Origin of the sequence: Litchfieldella rifensis (genome assembly GCF_042646605.1) — a bacterium.
Lineage (GTDB): Bacteria > Pseudomonadota > Gammaproteobacteria > Pseudomonadales > Halomonadaceae > Litchfieldella > Litchfieldella rifensis.
In genome coordinates this window covers 310,228-333,146 of sequence record NZ_JBHRUG010000027.1, presented here as the reverse complement: position 1 = coordinate 333,146, position 22,919 = coordinate 310,228, and the positions used below count along the sequence as shown (strand labels likewise).

The window sequence follows — 22,919 nt, the reverse complement described above, 5'->3', positions numbered from 1 at the left end:
TCGGTTTCCTCGCCCCTCAGCCTTTGACGATGATGTGTTGCGCCGCAAGCGGCTCACGAAAGTCCTTGAGCAATCCTAGCACCGGATTGGGCGCGGCCTGCCCGAGGCCACAGATCGAGGCATCCATCATGACTTGTGACAAGCGAGTCAGCTGTTCTACGTCCCAGGTTTCGCGCTCGAGCAGGGTCAGCATCTTTTCGGTGCCGACACGACATGGTGTGCACTGGCCACAGGACTCGTCGGCGAAGAACGCCAGCAGGTTGGTGGCCACCGCGCGCAGGTCGTCCTGATCGGAGACCACGATCACCGCCGCCGAGCCGATGAAACAGCCATGTTCCTGCAGGGTGTCGAAGTCGAGCGGCACGTCGGCCTTGGAGGCCGGCAGGATGCCACCGGAGGCCCCGCCGGGGAGGTAGGCCAACAGCCGATGTCCCTCCTGCATGCCGCCGCAATACTCGTCGAGCAGCTCGTTCATGGTGATGCCGGCCGGAGCCAGATGGACCCCGGGACGCTTGACGCGCCCCGACACCGAGAAGCTCCTCAGGCCGCTGCGGCCATGCCGGCCATGACCGGCAAACCACTCGGCGCCACGCTGCCAGATCAGCGGGATCCAGTAGACGGTTTCGACGTTATTGACCAGGGTCGGGCGATCGAACAGGCCCTTCTGGGCCACGAACGGGGGACGATGACGCGGCTTGCCGGGCTTGCCTTCCAGCGACTCGATCATTGCCGACTCTTCGCCGCAGATATAGGCACCGGCACCGCGACGCATCACCACATAGCCGGGCTCGACCAGGCCGGCCGCCTCCAACTCGGCGATGGCCTCATGCAAGACCCGGTGCAGGCCGGGGTATTCGTCGCGCAGGTAGATATAGAGGGCTTCGGCCTCCACCGCCCAGGCACTGATCAGCGCCCCCTCGAGAAAACGGTGCGGGGCGCGTTCCAGGTAATAGCGGTCCTTGAAGGTGCCCGGCTCGCCCTCGTCGGCGTTGATGGCGCAATAGCGCGGGCCGGGTTCCTGGCGTACGAAGTACCACTTCTTGAAGGTCGGGAACCCGGCGCCGCCCAGGCCACGCAGGTTGGCGGCCTCGAGTGTCTTCATCAGCGCGTCTACCGAGACCTGGCCGTTACGGCACTGGTCGAGCAGTTCATACCCGCCTTCGCAGCGATAATCGTCGAGACGCTGCCAGTCGATGGCCTCGGGATGGAAATGCCCGGTATCCACTACCGCCTCGACGGCTTCGACGCTGGCATGACTGACGTGGCGATGGCCCACTTCGACCACCGGTGCCATCTCGCAGCGCCCCATGCAGGGTGCTCGCAGCACGCGCACCCTCGACGGGTCGACACCGGCCTCCAACTCGGCCTTCAGCGCCGCGGCGCCGGCCAGTTGGCAGGACAACGAGTCGCAGACGCGAATCGTCGTCGCCGGCGGCGGCGTCTGGTCGTCGTGAATCACGTCGAAGTGAGCGTAGAAGGTCGCGGTTTCATAGACCGCCGCCATCGGCAGGTTCATATAGGCGGCCAGGGCCCGCAGGTGTCGCAGTGACAGATGGCCACGGGCGTCCTGGATGCCATGCAGATGTTCGATCAGCAGGTCACGGCGGCGCAACTCAGGATCCTTGCGCTCGTCACCGAGCAGCGAACGCAGTTCTTCCAGGGCAGCAGGGTCGAGGTCACGACCACGGGGCTTGCCCCGGAAGCGACGACGGGCAGGGGTCACGGTCTGGACGGTCATGGCACGTGCTCATTGTTATCGATAATGACATACCCGCATGGTGGCACCAGCGTTTATCGGTGGCAATCGTGCTGGTCCCGAGCGCCTGGCGAACGCCGAGAAAGGATACGCGTGCGTCGCTCTCGGCTACCCGGACAGAGGGCGCGGATACTTCAGGAAACAAAAAAATACCTACCCCCTCTGACAATTCCAAGCGCTGTCCATTACGTTGATCAGGGAAAGTGTTTTTCCGTCGGAAATGGAGGTGACGACATGCGCCTGACAACGCTTTCGATCGCCGTTGCCCTGATGGCGGCCAGCCTCGTGACCACCGGACAAGCGCTTGCCCAGCAAGCCGCCACCGAACCTCAAGGGTTGTATTCCGCCGATACCATCCTCGATGCCGATGCCTACCTGGCAAACGATCCGAATACCGCCATCGGCGAGATCGAAGACATCCTCCTCGACGACGCCATGCAAGTGCAGGCAGTGGTCGTCGAGAGCGGTGCCACCCTCGGCCTTGGCGGTCGCGATATCGTCATCGACAATGAGCACTATCGTCTGGAGAGCATTACCCAGGATGGCGGCGACGTCGAACATCGGGTCATCGTCGATGCCTCCAAGAGCGAACTGGAGAAGATGCCGAAGTATGACGCTGGCTGGTGGGAGGAAGCCCGGCAACGCGCTCGCGAAGCCTGGGAAGCCACTCGGGAAGGCGCCGAAAGTGCCTGGCAGCAGACCCGTGAAGGCGCCCAGCGCGCCGCGGATACCATTGACGAGAAGATCGGCGGCGACAATTGATTCTCCTGTGCCGCCTGCCATTGGGCCCGCCTGCCGGTGGGCCCAAATCGTCTTGGTGCCCCAAATAACATACCGCGCCGCATCCTGCCAGACATGCCGGGGTCGCTTTCACGACACTACTGGCGCCGGGATGCCACAAGAATGCGTGACTGAATCCGTCTGACATCGCAGTCAGTAAGATTCGGTTCAAAATAACAAACGAGGGCATCCCATGAAGTACGACGACGACCCGGTCCTGGCACTCGGCCAGGACAACAAACAGGTCATGGGGCTGGACTTCCACAACCCCGTCTTCCCACTCTCCGCCATTTGCATCCTGGCATTCATCATCTATGCGCTGGTCTATCCGGAGGCCGCCAACCAGCAACTCGTCGCCGCACGCGGTTGGTCGATCGAGCATTTCGACTGGTTGTTCATGATCGCCGGCAATATTTTCGTGGTGTTCTGTATCACACTGATCTTCCTGCCCCTTGGCAAGATCCGCCTGGGTGGCCAGGACGCTCGCCCCGAGTATTCACGAGTGTCGTGGTTCGCTATGCTGTTCGCCGCCGGTATGGGCATCGGCCTGATGTTCTGGAGCGTAGCCGAGCCGGTGGCCTATTACACCGACTGGTACGGCACGCCATTGAACGCCGCTGCCGGCACGGCCGAAGGCGCCAGCGCCGCCATGGGTGCGACCATGTTCCACTGGGGGCTCCACCCCTGGGCTATCTACGGTGTGGTGGGCCTGTCATTGGCCTTCTTCGCCTACAACAAGGGACTGCCGCTGACCCTGCGTTCGGCGTTCTACCCGGTGCTTGGTGAGCGCACCCGCGGCTGGATCGGCCATGTCATCGACATCGTGGCTGTGCTGTCCACCATCTTCGGCCTGGCCACCTCGCTGGGCTTCGGCGCCAGCCAGGCGGCCGGCGGGCTGGCCTATCTGTTCGACGTTCCCAACACCATCGGCACCCAGCTCGCCATCATCGTGGTGGTCACCGCCGTGGCGCTGTTCTCGGTGTGGCGCGGCATCGACGGCGGGGTCAAGCTGTTCTCCAACATCAACATGGTAATCGCCCTGGTACTGCTGCTGTTCGTGGTGTTCACCGGTTCCACCCTGCTGTTCCTCAACGGCTTGTGGACCACCACTGTCGATTACGTGTCGCACATCGTGCCCTTGTCGAGCTGGATCGGCCGCGACGATGAGACCTGGTACCACGGCTGGACGGTCTTCTACTGGGCCTGGTGGATCTCCTGGTCACCGTTCGTCGGCATGTTCATTGCCCGCGTCTCACGTGGCCGCACGGTACGCGAATTCCTCACCGCCGTGCTGGTGGTCCCCACTGTGGTGACCATCATATGGATGACCGCTTTCGGCGGCACCGCCCTGGACCAGGCTGCCAACCAGGTGGGAGCGCTATCCGAGGGCATCAGCGATGTGTCTCTGGCGATGTTCCAGATGCTCGAACACCTGCCGCTGACGATGCTGACCTCGACGCTGGCCATTGTGCTGGTGCTGGTGTTCTTCATCACCTCGTCGGACTCCGGCTCTCTGGTGATCGACAATATCACCGCCGGGGGCAAGACCGATGCGCCCAAGAGCCAGCGCGTGTTCTGGGCCACCCTGGAAGGCGTGATCGCCGGGGTACTGCTGTATGGTGGCGGCAGCACCGCACTCAGTGCACTGCAGGCCGGCGCCGTGACCACTGGTCTGCCCTTCACCCTGGTACTGCTGGTAATGTGCTTCAGCCTCTACAAGGGGTTGCATCAGGAACATCGCCAACTACGCTTGACCGCGGCCGCCTAACGCTGCTATCCACGCGCTGCCGGTAGGCAATATCGACCGGTTTCGCCTACTCTGCCAGGGACGGCCCGTTCAAGGCTTCCCTGGCATTGTCGTGACTAAGTTACCAAACTGGTTGGACAAACCCACGACTCATTCCGTTATGGTACGGAGGCCACTCATCGCATTCAGCAGGCTGAAGGAGACGCAAGAATGGAGAAAAAAACATAGTCCCGGAAGACTTATCCAACCCGACTCGAGCGATGCAGTTACCTGAAGTCACACAGACGGAGATTTCACTGTGGCAAATCATTCCTCTCAACAAACAGCCAAGGGGCAGAACGCAGGCTCCGAGGGCATACCGGCCCCTGACGGGCCAGCGAACCTCATCGATACCGACTACGTGATCGGCCAGGACAATATCACCGCCAGCCCCTTGGGGATCAACGTCGACTTGCATGGCAAGGTCTTCACCTTCTCCTCGCTGGTGATCCTGTTCTTCGTGATCATCACACTAGCCCTGCAGGATGAGATCGAGCCCATCTTCGATGCCATGTTCAGTTTTCTGACCGGAAACCTGTCGTGGTTCTTCCTGCTCTCGGCCAATATCTTCGTGATCCTCTCCATCGTGCTGATCTTCACCCCCCTGGGGAAGGTTCGGATCGGCGGCATGCATGCCAAGCCCGACTTCAGCTACCTGGGCTGGTTCTCCATGCTCTTCGCCGCCGGCATGGGCATCGGCCTGATGTTCTACGGCGTCTCCGAGCCAATCACGCACTTCGACACCGCCATTGGCGGTACCAGTATGGAAAACGGCGCACGCACCGACTGGGCCCCGCTGGGTGCCGCCGGCGGTAACGAGCAGGCCGCGATATCGCTGAGCATGGCCGCCACCATCTTCCACTGGGGCCTGCACCCCTGGGGGATCTATGCCGTGGTGGCGCTGGCGCTGGCGCTGTTCTCCTACAACAAGGGGTTACCGCTGACCATGCGCTCGATCTTCTACCCGATTCTGGGAGAGCGTATCTGGGGTTGGCCGGGGCATGTCATCGATATCCTGGCGGTGTTCGCCACCCTGTTCGGGCTGGCCACCTCGCTGGGGCTGGGCGCCACCCAGGCCACGGCGGGGCTCGGCTACCTGTTCGGCGTGCCCAACACCAACACCACCATGGTGCTGCTGATCATGGGCATTACCGCCGTGGCGCTGGTCTCGGTGGTGCTCGGCGTCGACAAAGGGGTGAAACGTCTGTCGCAGTTCAACATGGTGCTCGCCGCCCTGCTGCTGCTGTTCGTGATCCTCGTGGGTCCCACCCTGATGATCGTCACCGGCTTCTTCGAGAACCTGCTCTCCTACGCCGTGAACCTGCCGGCGCTGTCCAACCCCTTCGGGCGTGAGGACGCCAACTTCACTCAGGGCTGGACGGCCTTCTACTGGGCCTGGTGGATCGCCTGGTCGCCCTTCGTCGGCATGTTCATCGCCCGGGTCTCACGCGGTCGCAGCGTGCGCGAGTTCCTGATCGCCGTGTTGCTGGTGCCGTCGGTGGTGTCAGTGCTGTGGATGACCTCCTTCGGCGGCTCCGCCATCGACCAGGCCGTCAACCAGGGCTTCGAAGGCGTCCGGGAAGCGGCCCTCGAGCTGCAGCTCTTCCAGATGCTCAGCCAGCTGCCACTGACGGCCATCACCTCCTTCGTGGCCATCGTGCTGGTGATGGTGTTCTTCATCACCTCCTCGGATTCCGGCTCGCTGGTGATCGACTCCATCACCGCCGGTGGCAAGGTGGATGCGCCCAAGCCCCAACGCGTGTTCTGGGCCACCATCGAAGGCGCCATCGCCATTGCCCTGCTGTTGGGTGGCGGCCTCACGGCCCTGCAGACGGCGGTGATCACTACCGGCCTACCCTTTACCCTGGTGCTGCTGGCCGCCTGCTACGCGATCGTCAAGGGGCTGATGAGCGAACCCAAGGCTGCCTGACACGACACCCGCAATAAACGCGACAGGCGGCCCTGAGGCCGCCTGTCGTGTTTTCCCACTCGCCTCCCGCCAGAGGCTTCTAGCTCCATAATTTCCCGACCGGCGTATCCAATGAGTATCGATTGGCGATCTGGGCCTGCAGCAGTTCCGCCGTGGCCAGTGCATCGGTCAGCGCATGGTGGCCCTGATAGGCCGGCAGGCCGTAGCGCAGCCGGCTGTTGTGCAGGCGAATGGACACCGGCGGGCGTCTCATCCAACGCCGAAAACGTGCCCAGGGCGACTGGCGATGAATCCGCGCCTCCAGCGACATGGTATCGATCAGCGGGAAGCGTACCCCTTCATTCAGGCGAGCCTTGACGGCGGCGTTGAAGAACGGCCGTTCGATATGGCGGTAATGCACGACAGCCAACCGACCCGCCAGCATCTCCAACACCTCGTCCAGGATCTCTTCGAGGTCGGGCGCCTCGGCGATTTCCGAATGCGTGATGCGGTGGAAGGTCACCGATTTCCTGCTCAAGGGACGCGGCGGACGCACCACCCAGTAGCGACGTTGAGCCAGGAAAATGCGCTGCAAGGTGAAGGGAACCAGGCCGATGCTGACAATGGCGTGACGCCGCTCGTCGAGGCCCGTGGTTTCCATGTCCATGGCGATCAGGGGCGCGTCGCCAATCGGCGTGTTTGGCGCCAGGGCACCGGCGGCAAAAAAACGCTGCAATCGGGTATCACGGGCATCGGCCGCACGCTGCGCCATATATTCCGGCCATCCCGGCCGCGACTCCTGAGGAAAGCGAAGGGTAAGCATCGATTCAGAGTGCACGGCTCATGGAGGGAATGGGATAGCGGAATTTCAGGAATTTCTGGGCATTGCTCAACACCTGGAAGGCATCCTTGAGATTGTGGCGCTCGGTATCCGAGACATTGCCCGGCTCGATATTGTTGTCCGGCTCACGCTCCTCCTCGATATCGATGACCTGATGACGAATGCGCACCATGGAGATAAATTCCAGCGCATAGCGGATCTTGTCGCCAGTGCCCGCCGGCAACAGTTGGGTCTTGGTGATGTCATCGAGGCGGTCGAAGGAGTTCTGTGCGCGTGAGCCACAGGCCAGGGCATGCACCCGGATGAGATCGGTCATCGGTGCCGTGCCACGCCTCTTGAGGTTGATGGAATTGTTCTGCTTGCCATCCTTCTCCATCACGAAGGTACGGAAGAAGCCCAGCGGCGGCGTGCGGTTGAGCGCGTTGCGCGCCATGGCCGCCAGGAACCGCGGACTCTGCGACGCCTTGTCGGCCACCAGGTCCTGCAATTGCTCGACGAAGGCTTCCTCGCCATAGACGCTGTCGAGATCGAAAAAGATAGAACTGTGCAGCAGGTGCTCCGGATTGGGATTGTCGATCCAGTCGCTGAAGTAGCCCTTCCACACCCGTAACGGCTGCCGCCATTGCGGGTTGGTGGCCATGATCCCCCCCTTGCAATAGGTATAGCCGCAAGCATCCAGACCGTCGCTGACCCGCTTGGCCAACTCGGCAAAATAGCCGTCATGCTGTTCAGGGTCGAAGCTGTCGTCCAGGATCAGCGCATTGTCCTGGTCGGTGACGATACTCTGCTCGTTACGCGCCATGGACCCCAGTGCCATGAAGCAGTAGGGAACCGGAGGCGGTCCCAGTTCTTCCTGGGCCAATTCCAGCAGCCGTCGCGTGAAGCTACGACCGATGGTCGACAGCGCACTGCCGACCATCTGCGAGTCGGCACCGTCCTTGATCATGCGCACGAAAGCCGCCCGCACTTCCGGCTCGAGACGAGCCAGCCCTTGGGCGTTGGGCTGGCGGTAGATGTTACTGACCAGGTAAAGACTGCTATGCGTCTCGTAGCGAATGATGTCTGACAGATGCACGACCCCCACCGGTCGACGGCGGTACAGCACCGGCAGATGGTGCACGTTGCTGCGCAACATGTAGAGCATCGCTTCATGCACCGACTCGTCGGACTGGATGGTGATGAGGTTCTCGGTCACCACCTCGGCTACCGGGGTCGTGGCCGCCAGCCCCTTGGCAACGACCCGATTGCGAAGGTCCTGATCGGTCAGGATGCCCACCAGCCGCCATTGGCGCCCGCCCCCATCGGTGAAAGTGCGGCGCGGATCGTCATCGGGTTCGGCAATCACCAGCACCGCCGATACGCTCTCCTCGTTCATGCGCCGCGCGGCTTCCTGCACCGTAGCGCCGCTGTCGATCATCAAGGGCTTGCGGGAGACCAGCTTGCGAACCCGGGTGAGCATCATCTCGTTGCTCTTGCGCTGCTCTTCCACTGTCGACTTCAAGCGTGGCCTATCCAGCTCGACGAAATCGGCGAAGTGCTCGTCCGCCTCGCAGAGATGGTGAAAGACACGCTCGGGAATGTAATAGATCAGGGTGTCTTCGATGGCACGGGCGGGATGGCGTATCCGGTGATTGCGCAACAAGCTGAAGTGCCCGAAGATGTCGCCCTCGCCCAGGCGGTTGTAGAGATCGCCATTGCGGCGATAGATCTCCACCGCCCCGCTGCGGATATAGAGTAGCTCGGCGATGGTATCCTCGAGTTTCAGGATATCCGTGCCCGCCTTGAAGTAGGCCACCTCCACCTGCCCCGCAACCTCGTCGAGCAAGGCATCGGGAAGGCTGTCGAATGGAGGGAAGCGTCCCAAGTGCTCGCGGATTTCCAGTAACTCGACATCCATGCATATCACCCCACACAAGCTATAACGCTAGTTTGATGCGCCATCTTCCGGGTGTAAAGCGCGTCACTTCCGGATCATGTCCCTATGCAGAAGGCCACCCCGCAGGGTGGCCCTCTTCATTTGACGCTGTCGGCAATGGCCGACACGGCGAATCAGCTCATGACTGCTCTACTGCTGTCCTTGTGCCATCTGCTGAACGCGCTGCATCAACTCGGGATCCTGCTGGATGGCTTGTCCGATCGAGTTGAAGGTTTCGACGTCCAAGCCGCTATCCTCAACGACTTTGACCATCTTCTCGTTGGCCTCCATGCGGACTTCCTGCTGAGCGGTTTCATCTTCCGCCTCTTGCAAGCGTTTGGTGTACTCCTGAGAAATCATGGCGATTTCCTGCGATGCGTCGGCGAACTGCTGGAGCTGTTGATCGCTGAAATCCTGGGCCGGCGCGGCCTGTGACTGCTCCGGGGCGGCGGCTGGGTCTTGTGCAGGATCCTGCTGAGCGAAAGCCGCTTGCGCGGACAGCAGGCCGCCAGTCAGTAGGGCGGCGGAAAACAGAGCAGTCATCCGTTGCATGTGATACCTCCAAGGGTCTTACTGTGTATGTGACCTCATGTGACGACAATGACCGGGTCAGGTTCAATATTTCTTTGTAACATTGAGAAATATAAAGTTGTATGAAAGATACATGCGTATCCAAATAGAGACGCCTCTGCAACTGCCCTCGATTGGCGCTGTACCACGGTCAGCCTCAGCATGACTTCCGCCATCACCAATCAACGGGTAAGGTGGCGCTATCATCCGATTCGTAATCGACAAGGACCGCCCTCCCCCCATGCCCGGCCCCCGAACGTCCCTAGTTGCCATCACCGCCATGCCGGCATTATTCGTGCTGTTGTGGAGTACCGGTTTCATTGGCGCCAAATTCGGCCTCCCCTACGCGGAACCCTTTACCTTTCTGTTCGTGCGCTTCGTGCTCACGCTGGCATTGCTGATTCCGCTGGTGTTTCTGCTCAAGGGCGGCTGGCCAAAAGGCCCACGATTGTGGGGGCATATCGCCACTTCGGGCCTGATGGTTCACGGTGCCTACCTGGGCGGGGTTTTCTATGGCATCTACCTGGGCATGCCGGCGGGACTGGCTTCGCTGCTGGTCGGCCTGCAACCGCTGCTGACCGCGGCCCTGGCCAGGCCACTGCTCAACGAGCGTTTGAGCTCATACCAGTGGACCGGACTGGCACTCGGACTGGTCGGCATCACCTTGGTATTGGGCAGCAAGCTGGATCCGGGTGATGGCGGCCTGTTCCAAGGATTTGGCCTGGGAGCGCTGGCCTGCGTGATGGTTGCCCTGGCCGGCATCTCCTGCGGCACTCTCTACCAGAAACGCTACTGCACGGGCATGCCGCTGCTCGCCGGCACCGTGGTCCAGTACCTGGGGGCAAGCGTGATCCTGGGGCTCGGTGCCCTCCTGCTCGAGGAACGTCGCATCGACTGGACACCAACCTTCCTGGTGACCCTGGGCTGGCTGGTGCTGGTGCTGTCGATCGCCGCCATCCTGCTGCTGATGGCCCTGATCAAGCGTGGCGAGGCCTCTCGGGTGGCCAGCCTGTTCTACCTGGTGCCGCCGGTGACGGCCCTCGAAGCCTGGTGGCTGTTCGACGAGGCCCTTCCCCCCATCGCCCTGCTTGGGATGACCATCGCGCTGAGCGGGGTCGTGATGGTGGTGAAGGGCAAGAGCACGACCGTCCAGCACCGTGACGCTACGGCCGCTACGCGGGAAATAAAGACCGACTAGAAGGCGCTACGCCTCAGCGCAGCACCCCCTCCTCCTTGAGCAGTTTGTGGATCGCCTCGGCACCCTGTTCCGGTGTCACGTCGGACAGCACCTGGCCACCTCCGCCTTCGGCCTTGGCCGCGGCGGCCTTGAAACGGTCGCGAGCCGAGGCCGCCTTGACGATCTTCAAGCGCTTGGGTCGCTTGCGAGCCGCTTGCACCGTCCAGTCGTTCGAGGCTTCATCGAATACCGCAGGAGCTTCGACAAGCCGCAGTTCACCACGGCGTGCCGGCCCGTAGGCGCTCTGGCGCGCGGCCGAGGCGGCGCCATCGACGGTCACGATGGCCGGCAGACGCACCTGAAGCCGCCGACGCTGGCCGCGCGGCAGGGCCTGAAGGAGAGTGGCAACACCATTCTCCACCTTCTCCACGCTGGCCAAGCCGCTGACCATCGGCCAGCCCAGACGTTCGGCAAGCAGGTAGGGCAACAAGCCGGAGCCTTCTCCCTGTTCGGCACGTTCGCCGGCAATCACCAACTGGGGTTTCGCCTCGCTCAGGGCGCTGGCCAAGGCGGGAATCACATCGGCACCGGGAGGCTGCTCGATCAGGGTCAGGGCTTGGAAGCCCATGCCCAGATAGCCCCGCAGCGCGCCCTCGCTTTCCTCGTCGAGTACTCCCGCATGCACTAGCGTGATGCGCGACTTGTCGAGGGACATGGCCAGCTCCACGCCCCGGGCATCCTGATCGGCGCGCCGGGCACGTCCCGTCAACGGATGCCGGCCAATGGATACCAATATCGCCACATCGAGCGCTGCTTTGGCTTGGGCCTCAGGCTGCATCGCGCTTCTCCTCTCGTTGCTGTTCCACCAGGGCAACCAACGCTCCCAGGATCTTCGCCGAGTCGCCGATCACCGCCAGGTCGGCACGCTTGATCATGTCGCAGCCAGGGTCAAGATTGATGGCCACGACCTTGTCGCAACTCTGGATACCCTGCAAATGCTGGATGGCACCGCTGATGCCCACGGCTAGATAGACTCGCGCCGTTACCCAGGTTCCGGTAGCCCCCACCTGCCGATGGCGCGGCATGAATCCGTCGTCCACCGCCACCCGCGATGCTCCCTCGGTCGCCCCCAGCACCTTGGCGGCATGATGGAATCCGTCCCAGTCCTTGACGCCATTGCCGGCGGAAAGGATGAACTCGGCTTCCGCCAGCGCCACCCCGGCCGGGTCGACGGCAACCTGTCCCAGATCCTCGATACGACCCAGCTGCGATGGCAATGCCTGCGACAAGGCAAGCGACTGTGCAGCATGACGGGTTTCCGAGACCGGTTCGGCACACTCCGGCAGGGCCAAGGCCACACGCGGCAGAGCGCGCTGTATATCGGTGGTGCCCGCCGCTCCACGAGCGGTGCAGCGCCATCCCAATTCGTGGGTGTCGTCCCTCTCGATCTGCCAGACGCCGGTGGCGGGCCGTTCCTGAAGACGAGCCGCCAGCCGCCGCCCCAGGTCGGCTCCACCCAGCTTGGAGTCGGGTAACAGCCAGTGACGAGGGGCGAACTCGCCCTCGACCGCGCTCAAGGCCACCAGGCGCGACTCCGGGGAGTAGCCATCGAACAGCGCATCGTCGAGATGCAGCAGGCGATCGACACCGGCTTCGCCGAAAGCACCCCCTTTATGCTCGCTGCTGCCCTCGCTTTCCTTGTGACCGCCGAAGACCACCGCCAGCACGGCTCCCTGCCGTTCGCCATCGACATCGGCCAGTTGCCGGGCCAGGCCTAGCAGGTCGCGGTCGTGCGACGAGAGCCGTCCGCCGGGCATATCCGGCACCACCGCGACCAGGAAGGCCGGAGCTTCGATCTCGACACGCCGGCGATTGTCGGCAGCCGCAGCCGTTTGCCCAGCGCCTCGTCCCGCTGTGGGAGCCTGCTGGACGCCGCTGCGGTCGATGCGCTTGATGCCATTGGGGCCGATGAAACCCAAGCCATGGGGATTCTTGCGTATCACCCCATTGGGCCCCATCCACTCCGTTGCCATGGCCGTTCCCTGTCCCAACTCGAGTAACACCTGTTCGTGTTCGGGATGCAGGCGGTTCCGGGCGATCCATTCCTTGCGCGGGTCGCGACGCAATATCTCGGTCATGATGCCACCTCCTTGATCGCGATGCGTGCCTCGGCGGTGGATTGGGGGCGTGCTTCACTCTCCGTTACCAGGGCATCGGCCACCAGCTCGGCGATGTCGCGGATCTCGGCGGTGGCATCCACCACCCCCTCGAGCATGGCGGTACACTGCGGACAGCCGACTGCCACCAGCTCGGCACCGGTCTCCTTGACGTCGTTCATGCGCATGTCGGGAATCCGCTGCTTGCCGGGGATATCGGTGATCGGCGCACCACCGCCTCCGCCACAGCAGCGTGAACGATAGCCCGAGCGTGCCATTTCCTTCACTTCGATGCCCAGCGCCTTGAGCACGTTGCGCGGTGCCTCGTATTCGCCGTTGTAGCGTCCCAAGTAGCAAGGGTCGTGATAGGTGACCGAGCCCCCCTTCCAAGGCGTGAAATACAGACGCCCTGCCTCGTACAGTTCGGCGATATAGGTGCTGTGGTGGAACACTTCATAGTTGCCACCCAACTCGCCATACTCGTTCTTGAGCACATGGAAACTGTGCGGATCACAGGTGACGATGCGTTGGAAACGATACTGCGACAAGATGGCGATATTGCGCTTGGCGAGTGACTGGAACGTCGCCTCGTCGCCCAGGCGTCGTGCCACGTCGCCGCTATCACGCTCCTCGTTGCCGAGCACCGCGAAGTCGACGCCGGCGCCGCGCAGCACCTTGATCAGGGCACGCAACGTGCGCTGGTTGCGCATGTCGAAGGCGCCGTCGCCCAACCACAGCAGCACATCGGCCTGCTTGACGTCCCGCATCAGTGACAAGTTCAGGTCCGCGGCCCAGTGCATGCGCGAGCCAGGGTCGAAGCCACCGGGGTTGTCGGTGGCGATCAAGTTGTCGAGGACCTCGGCGCCCTTGTTGGGCGTATTGCCATGCTCCAGGGTCAGGAAGCGACGCATGTCGACGATGGCATCGACGTGCTCGATCATCATCGGGCATTCTTCGACGCAGGCCCGGCAGGTGGTGCACGACCACAGCGTCTCGGCATCGACCAGCGCCTTGCCCTCGCGCGCCACGATCGGTCCATGCGGGTCGCCGTGATGCTCGCCGACCGGTTTGTCCGGATAGGGGCTGCCGGCATAGTTGGCATCGCTGCCGCCGGCCATGCCCACCACCATGTCCTGGATCAGCTTCTTGGGGTTGAGCGGCTGACCGGCGGCGAAGGCCGGACACACCGCTTCGCAACGACCGCACTGCACGCAGGCGTCGAATCCGAGCAACTGGTTCCAGGTAAAGTCGCTGGGCGTCTCCACGCCGAGCGGCGCCTTGGGATCGTCCAGATTCAGGGCCTTGAGGCCGGTGGAACGCCCGCCACCGAAGCGCTCGGCGCGACGATGGAAGGCCAGGTGCAAGGCGCCGGCGAAGGCATGCTTCATGGGCCCGCCCCACGTCATGCCGAAGAACATCTCGCCCAGGCCCCAGACCAACACCGCGGCCAGAACCACGGCCAGAATCCAACTGCCAACGTCTTCAGGCAATACACCGACCGTCGGCAAGGTGATCAGGAACACGCTCAGCGAAAAGGCCATCAGGCTTTTCGGCAAACGCATCCAGGGTCCCTTGGACAAGCGCGCGGGCGGGTTGCGGCGTCGCCTGGCCACGAACAGGCTGCCGACGAACATGAGCACGCTGGCTGCCAACAGCGCCCAGCCGAGCACACCCTGCGCCAGTCCCAGACCATGCACCAGGATCATCAGCACCGCGGCCAGCACGAAACCGCCGGCGGTGGCCACGTGGGTATTGGACATTACCTTGTCGCGCCCCACCACATGGTGCAGATCCACCAGATAGCGCCGCGGCATGGCCACCAGCCCTTTGAGAATCGGGACAGGCGATGGCCGTCCCTGGCGCCACAAGCGGATACGCCGCCAGGCGCCGATCACCGCCAGCCCCAGCGCGGAGAAGATCAAAATCGGCAAGAGGGTCTCGAGCATCTCGCTCACCTCGCAAACTAGCAATTGTTATCGACGCCATTCAGTCAAGGACGAGGGAAGCGTCTCGCACCACACATTCGCGGCTACCGAACCTCGGTTGGCGACCTGCGGTCACGGCGTGAAAGGGCCGTCCCTGGCCCCCACGCCTCTGCCATCATCCCAACGGCAGGACCGCGTCGCTGCACCTCGGTTCGGGCGAATGCTGAGGGCGCTTCACCGCTTCCCTCTTCCTTCTTCTGTCTTCCGACTTGGCGGTTAGAAATCCTTGCAAAGACGCAGGGCATCATAGATCGCCGCATGCGTATTGCGTGGCGCCGTGCAATCGCCCAGCCGGAACAGCAGGAAGCCTTCACCCTCTTCCGCCAGGCATGGCTGCGGCTGGATGGCATACAGCGCCTCGACGTCGATCTGCCCCCGGTTACGCGACTGCTCCTTGAGCGCGTAGTAGAGCGCCTCATCGGGACGCACACCGTTCTCGACCACGACCTGGTCGACCACCCGCTCCTCCAGGGCGCCGGTGTACTCGTTCTCGAGCACCGCCACCAGCGAATCCCCCTCGCGATAGACCTTGTGCAGCGCCAGATCGGAGGTCATGATCACCTCCTTCTCGTAGAGGCTGCGGTAATAGGTCGGGAAGGTGGTGCCACCCACCGCCGCACCCGGCTTGATGTCGTCGGTGACGATCTCCACCTTGGCGCCCTTGTCGGCCAGGTAGTCCGCCGCCGAGACGCCGGAGAATTCACAGATGGTGTCGTAGATCAGCACATTCTTGCCCGGCTCGACGGCACCCGAGAGAATGTCCCAGGTGCTCACCACCAGGCTTTCTTCGGGATTCTCGGAATACCCCCACTCAGGGAATTGCGACAGGAACGGCTGCCCGCCAGTAGCCAGCACCACGACATCCGGACGCAGGTCGGCGATCGTCGCCTCGTCGGCCGGGGTTCCCAGGCGCAGATCGACGTTCAGGCGCGCCAGCTCGAGCTGATACCAGCGAGTGATACCGGCGATCTGATCGCGCTGCGGCGCCTTTGAGGCGAGGGTGATCTGTCCGCCCAGACTGTCCTTGGCCTCGAACAGGGTCACGTCATGACCACGCTCGGCAGCGACTCTCGCCGCTTCCATGCCGCCAGGACCGCCACCGACCACGACCACCTTGCGCTTGGAGCCTTCACTCTTCTCGATGATATGCGGCAGCCCCATGTACTCGCGGGAGGTTGCGGCGTTCTGGATGCACAGCACGTCAAGCCCCTGATACTGGCGATCGATGCAGTAGTTGGCCCCCACGCACTGCTTGATCTGGTCCACCTGGCCCATCTTGATCTTGGCAATGAAGTGCGGGTCGGCGATATGCGCCCGGGTCATGCCAACCAGGTCGACATAGCCGCCTTCCAGGATGCGCTGTGCCTGGTTGGGATCCTTGATGTTCTGGGCATGGATCACCGGCACGCTGACCACTTCCTTGATGCCCGCCGCCAGGTGCAGGAATGGCTCCGGCGGATAGGACATGTTGGGAATCACGTTGGCCAGGGTGTTGTGGGTATCGCAGCCCGAGCCCACCACGCCGAAGAAATCGAGCATGCCGGTGGCATCGTAGTAAGCGGCGATCTGCTTCATGTCCTCATGCGACAGGCCATCGGGATGGAACTCGTCACCGCAGATGCGCATGCCGACCACGAAGTCGTCACCAACCTCGGCGCGCACCGCCTTGAGCACCTCCAGACCGAAGCGCATGCGATTCTCGAGGCTGCCACCCCATTGATCGGTACGCTTGTTGACGCGCGGGCTCCAGAACTGATCGATCAGGTGCTGGTGCACAGCGGACAGCTCGACGCCGTCCAGACCACCCTCTTTCGCACGCCGCGCCGCCTGGGCGAAGTCATCGATGATGCGCCAGATCTCTTCTTCCTCGATGGTCTTGCAGGTCGAGCGGTGCACCGGTTCACGGATCCCCGAAGGCGACACCAGGGTTGACCAGTCGAACCCGTCCCAGCGCGAGCGGCGACCCATGTGGGTAATCTGGATCATGATCTTGCCGCCATGCTTGTGCACGGCATCCGCCAGGTTCTGGAAGTGCGGAATGATGCGATCGGTGGACAGGTTCACCGAGCTCCACCAGCCCTGAGGGCTGTCGATGGAGACGACCGACGAGCCACCGCAGATGCACAGGCCGCAGCCGCCCTTGGCCTTCTCTTCGTAATACTTGACGTAACGCTCGGTGGTCATGCCGCCGTCGGTGGCGTAGACCTCGGCGTGGGCGGTACTGACCACCCGGTTGCGGATGGTCAGCTTGCCGATCTCGATCGGCTGGAAAAGCGCTTCGAATGCCATCTCGGACCCCTCAGCCTTGGGAAGTGGAAAGCGGCTTGGTGATGAAAATACCCACGTCGCAACCTTCCTCGGCGGCGCTCTGGGTCTGCTCGGCAACGGTACGCAGGCTGCTGCCGCGGGCAGCGAGGATCTGGTCCATGGCCCCGGCGAACCAGCCGGTGAACATGTACTCGACCTTGCGGCCGACCTTGCCTAGTTGATACACGAAGGCGCTGTGTTCCAGACGCACCCGAACGGTACCGGCGTCGAGATCGATCTCCTCGGTAATGAACTTGCCCCAACCACGCTGGGACAGACGCTTCATGTAGTGCTCGAACACCGCCTCGCCTTCCAGTCCGTGCAGTTCGGCTTCCTTCTCGCACCAGTGCCAGGCGCTCTTGTAGCCGGCGTGATAAAGAATCTCGGCATACTTCTCCGCGCCCAGCGCCTCTTCCACGGCGACATGGTTGTTGATGAAGAAGTGCCGCGGCACGTAGAGCATGGGCAGGGCATCGGTGGTCCACACGCCGGTTTCAGTGTCCACTTCGATGGGCAGTTCGGGAGCTACCTTGGTCACGGTGTTTACCTCGAGAGATATAGTTGTTTGATTCAGCTTCGGGCTTCGGGCTTCGGGCTTCGGGCTTCGGGCTTCGGGCTTCGGGCTTCGGGCTTCGGGCTTCGGGCTTCGGGCTTCGGGCTTCGGGCTTCGGGCTTCGGCAGTAGTGTTTGCTTATCGCTCGTGGCCCGTAGCCCGTCACTCGTCGCTGGCCGTCATTCGCCCCAGACATCCTTCAAGACGCGTACCCAGTTCTCGCCCATGATCTTGCGCACCAAGGGCTCGCTGAAACCGCGACGCAGCAGCGCCTCGGTGAGGTTGGGGAACTCGCCGATGGTGCGGATCCCTTCGGGGTTGATGATCTTGCCGAAGCGGGTCAGGCGACGGGCGTAGCCCTTGTCGTGGGTCAGCCACTCGAAGAAGTCCTGGCCATGGCCTTGGGTGAAATCGGTACCGATGCCGATGGCGTCCTCGCCGACGATATTCATCACGTACTCGATGGCCTCGACATAGTCGTCGACCGTGGCGTCGACGCCGGCCCGCAGGAAGGGGGTGAACATGGTCACACCGACGAAGCCGCCGTGATCGGCGATGAACTTGAGCTCTTCGTCGGACTTGTTGCGTGGATGCTCCTTGAGGCCTGACGGCAGACAATGGGAGTAGCAGACCGGCTTCTTCGACTCCAGGATCACCTCCTCTGAGGTCTTGGCACCGACATGCGAGAGGTCGCACATGATGCCCACCCGGTTCATCTCGGCCACGATCTCGCGACCGAAACCGCTGAGCCCCCCATCACGCTCGTAGCAGCCGGTGCCCACCAGATTCTGGGTGTTGTAGCACATCTGCACGATGCCCACGCCGAGCTGCTTGAAGACCTCGACGTAGCCGATCTGGTCCTCGAAGGCATGGGCATTCTGGAAACCGTAAATGATGCCGGTCTTGCCCTCTTCCTTGGCCCGGGTGATATCCGCGGTAGTGCGTACCGGCTGCACCAGGTCGCTGCACTCGGCTATCAGGGCATTGGACTTGACGATGTTGTCGACGGTCGCCTGAAAGCCTTCCCACACCGAGACGGTGCAATTGGCAGCGGTGAGACCGCCGCGACGCATGTCCTCGAACAGCTCGCGGTTCCACTTGGCGATGATCAGTCCATCGATGACGATGGCGTCGTTATGCAGCTCTAGAGGGGTCATGGTCGGCTCCGGGGCAAGTGACAGTGCTCAATGACATCTTGCCGGCAGCATATCCCTCGCCCCCATCGTCGCGACGCTTGGAAACGACCGGAAAAATTCCAAAAACGTCACGCGTGTCGCAATCGCGATGACAGCGCCTGACTAGAGCTGCTGTAGGTAGGACGCCCCCCCTAGATTGCGCATCTGCTGGCGAATCCAGGCACTGCGGCGTTCGACATGGGGACCGGGGCGAGAAGCACTCCAGTCGCGTGGGTTGGGAAGAACGGCAGCCAGGCGACTGGCCTGCACCTCGGTGAGCTGGTGGGCCGAGACGCCGAAATGGTGTTGAGCCGCCGCCTCCAGGCCGAAGACCCCATTATCCCATTCGACGATATTGAGATAGACCTCGAGGATGCGCTCCTTGGGCCACAGCAGCTCGATCAGCAGTGTGAACCAGGCTTCCAGCCCCTTGCGTACCCAGCTTCGGCCAGTCCATAGAAACAGATTCTTGGCGGTCTGCTGGCTGATGGTGCTGGCCCCCCGTAGGCGGCCACCGTTCTGGCTGACCTCCCATGCGCGGCGCATCTCGTCGACATCGAAACCGTGATGCAGCGGAAAGCGCTGATCCTCGGCGGCGATGACCGCCAGCTTGGCATTGTCGGACAGCCCCGACCACGGCCGCCAGCGGTGCTCGATGGCGATCGGCTCACGCGTCAACCAGGACTGCATCTTGCGCTCGACCATCACCATGGAGCCAAACACCGGCACGGCCCGAAACAGCATGACCAGCATTATCGACAGCGCCACGAAACCGATCAGGCCAAGCAGCAACGCACGCTGCGCCTTGCGCAACCAACCCTGCATCATGAGGGAACCTTCCGTTGTTATCGAGCGATTCACGACGAATTCGGCCAGTATAACAAGGCTGCGCCCCGAATTTCGGGGCGCAGCATCGACAACGGATCGGGGATGGTGTTCACAAGGGAACGCTGGCATAGGTGGGTTCGCCCTGCGCCTGGGCCAGGGCCAGCACGGCGCTGGACACCAGCTCCTGCGACGGCGCCTCGGCCTGGGACCGCTTGAGCAAGGGGCCTTGCTCGCTGGCCAAGGGGACGCTGCGCGTGGTTTTGGCACCAATGCCCAGCCGCTCGTCACGCGGCGGAATGCCGAAGTACTCGCGATAGCACTTGGAGAAGTGCGGGGTAGAGACGAAGCCGCAAGCCGACGCCACCTCGATGATCGACATCGGGGTCTGCTTGAGCAACTGACGCGCCCGGGTCAAACGCAGCTTGAGGTAGTAGCGCGACGGTGAGCAGTGCAGGTATTTCTGGAACAGCCGCTCGAGTTGGCGCCGCGACACATCCACATAATGTGCCAGTTCGTCGAGGCCGATGGGCTCTTCCAGATTGGCTTCCATCAGCGCGACGATCTCCAGCAGCTTGGGCTGGGTAGTACCCAACACATGCTTGAGCGGTACCCGCTGCTGGTCCTGCTCGCCACGCACCCGATCATAGATGAACATCTCCGAGATCCCCGCCGACAACTCTCGACCATGGTCGCGGCTGATCAGGTTGAGCATCATGTCCAGCGGTGCGGTACCGCCCGAGGCAGTGGCGCGATCGCGGTCGATGGAGAACAGCCGGGTAGTCAACGCCACGCGCGGAAACGCCTCCTGCATGGCGGCCAGGCACTCCCAGTGGATGCTGGTTTCGAAACCATCCAGCAATCCAGCCTTGGCCAGTGCCCAACTACCGGTACACACTGCCCCCAGACGCCGTGATTGGCGCGCTTGCATCTGCAACCAGCTGACATGTTCGCGCTGCACGCTGCGATGCGGACCGACCCCACCACAGACGATCACCATATCCAGCGCCAACGGCACCGCCGTGGACGCATCGGGCGTGACCTGCAGGCCATCGCTGGCTCGTACCGGCGCACCATCCAGGCTCAGGGTATACCAGCGATACAGTTCGCGGCCGGCCAGTTGGTTGGCCATGCGCAACGGCTCGATGGCCGAGGCCAGCGAGATCAGGGTGAAGTTGTCCAGCAACAGGAAGCCCAGCGTCTGGGGCACGGGAGTCGAACGGGATGCTTCGGGAGTAGTTGCCATGGGTGAAACTCCTGCACGGTTGGCCTGTGGCGACCGTCGAGTGCGACTCGACGACCTCTGTTGTCGTTGTTGGATGTGCAATACGACCTGAGACCGCCGTAACGAGCCATCCATCGTGCTCGCATGTCGCAGTCAGGCAAGTTCTGCTGGCAATGTAATCGTTGTGTCGCAATCTGACATGACAAATTTACCTATCGACAAGCGGATGAACATTGCCCTTAGACAATGACGTCGCATATGGATATGCCAAAGTCGCCTGAAAGCACGGTAAACGACCATAAAAAGCGCCGACGAATGCGGCGCTTGAGGATCGGCCTGCCTGAGGCAAGTCAGGCCTGCTTCTGTAGCCGCTCGGCGTGATAACGCAGGTGGTCTTCGATGAAGGTGGCAATGAAGAAGTAGCTATGATCGTAACCCGGCTGGCGACGCAGGGTCAGGGGGTGATCATGTTCGGTGCACACTGCCTCGAGCCGTTCGGGGCGCAATTGCTCCTCGAGGAAATTATCAGCTTCCCCCTGGTCGATGAACAGCGGCTGGCGCGAGGCGCCCTTGGCCACCAGTTCGCAGGCATCGTACTGGGTCCAGGCACCGGCATCGTCGCCCAGGTAATTCGAGAATGCCTTCTTGCCCCAGGGGCAGGTGCTGGGATTGACGACCGGCGAGAAGGCGGACACCGCACTGTAGCGTCCGGGATGGCGCAGTGCCAGAACCAGGGCGCCGTGCCCCCCCATGGAGTGGCCACTGATCGACTCCCGTCCATTGAGCGGAAAATGCTGGCGCACCACCGACGGCAGCTCATCGGCCACATAGTCGTACATGCGATAGTGTCGCGACCAGGGCTCGCGAGTCGCGTTGACATAAAATCCGGCGCCGGAGCCGAAATCATAGCTGTCGTGCTCGCCGGGAAGGTCCAGTCCACGAGGACTGGTATCCGGGCAGACGATGGCAATGCCCAGTTCGGCAGCGACACGCTGAGCCCCCGCCTTCTGCATGAAATTCTCGTCGGTGCAGGTCAGCCCCGACAGCCACCACATCAGGGGCACCGTCTCGTTCTCGGCCTGGGGCGGCAGGTAGATAGCGAAGATCATCTCACAATCCAGCGCCCGAGAATGGTGCTTGTAACGCTTGATCCAGCCCCCGAAGCTCTTGCTGGCAGACACCAGTGAAAGTGATTCGGACATGGTCATGGCAACTCCTCTTGCAGCACGCTGCCCCACGGTCACGGGGGCAGCTGGTCAACGGCGATGCACTCTACTCAGGAGGATGGCGGTTCAATAATGCAACACGCTGCGGATGCTCTTGCCGGCATGCAGCAGATCGAAGGCCTCGTTGATCTTCTCGAACGGCATGTCTTGGGTGATGAACTCGTCGATCTTGAGCTCGCCGTTCATGTAGCGCTCGACATAGCCCGGCAGCTCGCTCCGGCCCTTCACGCCGCCGAACGCCGAGCCCTTCCACACCCGGCCGGTGACCAGCTGAAACGGCCGCGTGGCGATCTCCTCGCCGGCCCCGGCCACGCCGATGATCACCGACTCGCCCCAGCCCTTGTGGCAGCACTCCAAGGCCGAGCGCATCACGTTGACGTTGCCGATGCACTCGAAGGAGTAGTCGACGCCGCCGTCGGTCAGGTCGACGATCACCTGCTGGATGGGGTCCGAATAGTCCTTGGGGTTGACGAAGTCGGTGGCCCCGAACTGCTGGGCCAGGGCGAACTTGTCGGGATTGATGTCGATGGCGATGATGCGGCTGGCCTTGGCCATCACTGCGCCCTGGATCACCGCCAGGCCGATGGCGCCGAGCCCGAACACCGCCACCGTGGCGCCCGGCTCGACCTTGGCGGTGTTGAGCACCGCGCCGATGCCGGTGGTCACCCCGCAGCCGAGCAGGCAGATCTTGTCCAGCGGCGCCTCGGGGGAGACCTTGGCCAGCGACACCTCG

18 protein-coding genes are annotated in these 22,919 nt (G+C 62.6%); 4 read left to right on the top strand and 14 right to left on the bottom strand.

What is annotated here, in order from left to right:
- Nucleotides 1-16: 16 nt before the first annotated feature.
- Nucleotides 17-1,738: an NADH-ubiquinone oxidoreductase-F iron-sulfur binding region domain-containing protein gene (locus ACFOEV_RS14125; protein WP_386774989.1), complete on the bottom strand. Its 1,722-nt coding sequence runs from the start codon at nt 1,736-1,738 to the stop codon at nt 17-19.
- A gap of 252 nt (nt 1,739-1,990) precedes the next feature.
- Between ACFOEV_RS14125 and ACFOEV_RS14120 the strand changes: the two genes are divergently transcribed.
- From ACFOEV_RS14120 to ACFOEV_RS14110, 3 genes are all read left to right on the top strand, one after another.
- The gene (locus ACFOEV_RS14120) at nt 1,991-2,518 is read left to right on the top strand and encodes a PRC-barrel domain-containing protein (protein ID WP_386774987.1); all 528 of its coding nucleotides are present in this window, start codon (nt 1,991-1,993) and stop codon (nt 2,516-2,518) included.
- 211 nt (nt 2,519-2,729) lie between these two features.
- Nucleotides 2,730-4,304 carry a BCCT family transporter gene (locus ACFOEV_RS14115; protein WP_386774985.1) on the top strand — a complete coding sequence of 525 codons (1,575 nt, stop codon included), beginning with the start codon at nt 2,730-2,732 and terminating at the stop codon, nt 4,302-4,304.
- A gap of 277 nt (nt 4,305-4,581) precedes the next feature.
- A complete protein-coding gene (locus tag ACFOEV_RS14110) occupies nt 4,582-6,252 on the top strand; it encodes a BCCT family transporter (protein WP_386774983.1) in 1,671 nt (556 codons plus the stop codon).
- 79 nt (nt 6,253-6,331) lie between these two features.
- Here ACFOEV_RS14110 and ACFOEV_RS14105 read toward each other — a convergent pair whose 3' ends face one another.
- The 3 genes from ACFOEV_RS14105 to ACFOEV_RS14095 all read right to left on the bottom strand — a co-directional run bounded on the left by ACFOEV_RS14105 (nt 6,332) and on the right by ACFOEV_RS14095 (nt 9,539).
- The gene (locus ACFOEV_RS14105; protein WP_386774981.1) at nt 6,332-7,054 is read right to left on the bottom strand and encodes a 3'-5' exonuclease; all 723 of its coding nucleotides are present in this window, start codon (nt 7,052-7,054) and stop codon (nt 6,332-6,334) included.
- A 4-nt stretch (nt 7,055-7,058) separates the two neighbouring features.
- Nucleotides 7,059-8,969: a DUF294 nucleotidyltransferase-like domain-containing protein gene (locus ACFOEV_RS14100; protein ID WP_386774979.1), complete on the bottom strand. Its 1,911-nt coding sequence runs from the start codon at nt 8,967-8,969 to the stop codon at nt 7,059-7,061.
- Nucleotides 8,970-9,137: 168 nt separating this feature from the next.
- Nucleotides 9,138-9,539 (bottom strand): DUF4168 domain-containing protein, encoded by a 402-nt coding sequence (locus ACFOEV_RS14095; RefSeq protein WP_386774977.1) that lies wholly within the window; start codon nt 9,537-9,539, stop codon nt 9,138-9,140.
- Between the two features lie 259 nt (nt 9,540-9,798).
- On the opposite strand from ACFOEV_RS14095, the gene ACFOEV_RS14090 reads away from it, so the two are divergent.
- A complete protein-coding gene (locus tag ACFOEV_RS14090) occupies nt 9,799-10,755 on the top strand; it encodes a DMT family transporter (protein ID WP_386774975.1) in 957 nt (318 codons plus the stop codon).
- A gap of 13 nt (nt 10,756-10,768) precedes the next feature.
- On the opposite strand, the gene etfB is transcribed toward ACFOEV_RS14090, so the two are convergent.
- The 10 genes from etfB to ACFOEV_RS14040 all read right to left on the bottom strand — a co-directional run.
- A complete protein-coding gene (etfB, locus tag ACFOEV_RS14085; protein ID WP_386774973.1) occupies nt 10,769-11,572 on the bottom strand; it encodes an electron transfer flavoprotein subunit beta in 804 nt (267 codons plus the stop codon).
- Complete coding sequence (etfA, locus tag ACFOEV_RS14080; RefSeq protein WP_386774971.1) at nt 11,562-12,872, bottom strand: electron transfer flavoprotein subunit alpha; 1,311 nt, start codon at nt 12,870-12,872, stop codon at nt 11,562-11,564. Before etfA ends, etfB begins: the two co-directional genes overlap by 11 nt.
- A complete protein-coding gene (locus ACFOEV_RS14075; RefSeq protein ID WP_386774969.1) occupies nt 12,869-14,836 on the bottom strand; it encodes a (Fe-S)-binding protein in 1,968 nt (655 codons plus the stop codon). Before ACFOEV_RS14075 ends, etfA begins: the two co-directional genes overlap by 4 nt.
- A gap of 255 nt (nt 14,837-15,091) precedes the next feature.
- A complete protein-coding gene (dgcA, locus tag ACFOEV_RS14070; RefSeq protein ID WP_386774967.1) occupies nt 15,092-17,164 on the bottom strand; it encodes a dimethylglycine demethylation protein DgcA in 2,073 nt (690 codons plus the stop codon).
- Nucleotides 17,165-17,174: 10 nt separating this feature from the next.
- Entirely contained in the window at nt 17,175-17,720 is a 546-nt protein-coding gene (locus ACFOEV_RS14065; protein ID WP_386774965.1) for a 4-vinyl reductase, read from the bottom strand.
- A gap of 194 nt (nt 17,721-17,914) precedes the next feature.
- Complete coding sequence (locus ACFOEV_RS14060) at nt 17,915-18,892, bottom strand: dipeptidase (protein ID WP_386774963.1); 978 nt, start codon at nt 18,890-18,892, stop codon at nt 17,915-17,917.
- A gap of 141 nt (nt 18,893-19,033) precedes the next feature.
- Complete coding sequence (gene mtgA, locus ACFOEV_RS14055; protein ID WP_386774962.1) at nt 19,034-19,738, bottom strand: monofunctional biosynthetic peptidoglycan transglycosylase; 705 nt, start codon at nt 19,736-19,738, stop codon at nt 19,034-19,036.
- A gap of 109 nt (nt 19,739-19,847) precedes the next feature.
- On the bottom strand, nt 19,848-20,981 hold the full coding sequence (gene gbdR, locus ACFOEV_RS14050; protein ID WP_386774960.1) for a choline metabolism transcriptional regulator GbdR: 1,134 nt from the start codon (nt 20,979-20,981) through the stop codon (nt 19,848-19,850).
- Nucleotides 20,982-21,310: 329 nt separating this feature from the next.
- On the bottom strand, nt 21,311-22,168 hold the full coding sequence (gene fghA / locus ACFOEV_RS14045) for an S-formylglutathione hydrolase (RefSeq protein WP_386774958.1): 858 nt from the start codon (nt 22,166-22,168) through the stop codon (nt 21,311-21,313).
- Between the two features lie 84 nt (nt 22,169-22,252).
- Nucleotides 22,253-22,919, bottom strand: a 667-nt coding sequence (locus ACFOEV_RS14040; RefSeq protein ID WP_386774956.1) for a zinc-binding dehydrogenase, incomplete at its 5' end; no start/stop codon positions are given.

Bases quoted from the DNA above. Each gene is read 5' to 3' on its own strand.
- ACFOEV_RS14125 (WP_386774989.1), bottom strand. From the start codon at position 1,738: ATGACCGTCCAGACCGTGACCCCTGCCCGTCGTCGCTTCCGGGGCAAG.
- ACFOEV_RS14120 (WP_386774987.1), top strand. From the start codon at position 1,991: ATGCGCCTGACAACGCTTTCGATCGCCGTTGCCCTGATGGCGGCCAGC.
- ACFOEV_RS14115 (WP_386774985.1), top strand. From the start codon at position 2,730: ATGAAGTACGACGACGACCCGGTCCTGGCACTCGGCCAGGACAACAAA.
- ACFOEV_RS14105 (WP_386774981.1), bottom strand. From the start codon at position 7,054: ATGCTTACCCTTCGCTTTCCTCAGGAGTCGCGGCCGGGATGGCCGGAA.
- ACFOEV_RS14100 (WP_386774979.1), bottom strand. From the start codon at position 8,969: ATGGATGTCGAGTTACTGGAAATCCGCGAGCACTTGGGACGCTTCCCT.
- ACFOEV_RS14095 (WP_386774977.1), bottom strand. From the start codon at position 9,539: ATGCAACGGATGACTGCTCTGTTTTCCGCCGCCCTACTGACTGGCGGC.
- ACFOEV_RS14090 (WP_386774975.1), top strand. From the start codon at position 9,799: ATGCCCGGCCCCCGAACGTCCCTAGTTGCCATCACCGCCATGCCGGCA.
- etfB (WP_386774973.1), bottom strand. From the start codon at position 11,572: ATGCAGCCTGAGGCCCAAGCCAAAGCAGCGCTCGATGTGGCGATATTG.
- etfA (WP_386774971.1), bottom strand. From the start codon at position 12,872: ATGACCGAGATATTGCGTCGCGACCCGCGCAAGGAATGGATCGCCCGG.
- ACFOEV_RS14075 (WP_386774969.1), bottom strand. From the start codon at position 14,836: ATGCTCGAGACCCTCTTGCCGATTTTGATCTTCTCCGCGCTGGGGCTG.
- dgcA (WP_386774967.1), bottom strand. From the start codon at position 17,164: ATGGCATTCGAAGCGCTTTTCCAGCCGATCGAGATCGGCAAGCTGACC.
- ACFOEV_RS14060 (WP_386774963.1), bottom strand. From the start codon at position 18,892: ATGACCCCTCTAGAGCTGCATAACGACGCCATCGTCATCGATGGACTG.
- mtgA (WP_386774962.1), bottom strand. From the start codon at position 19,738: ATGATGCAGGGTTGGTTGCGCAAGGCGCAGCGTGCGTTGCTGCTTGGC.
- gbdR (WP_386774960.1), bottom strand. From the start codon at position 20,981: ATGGCAACTACTCCCGAAGCATCCCGTTCGACTCCCGTGCCCCAGACG.
- fghA (WP_386774958.1), bottom strand. From the start codon at position 22,168: ATGACCATGTCCGAATCACTTTCACTGGTGTCTGCCAGCAAGAGCTTC.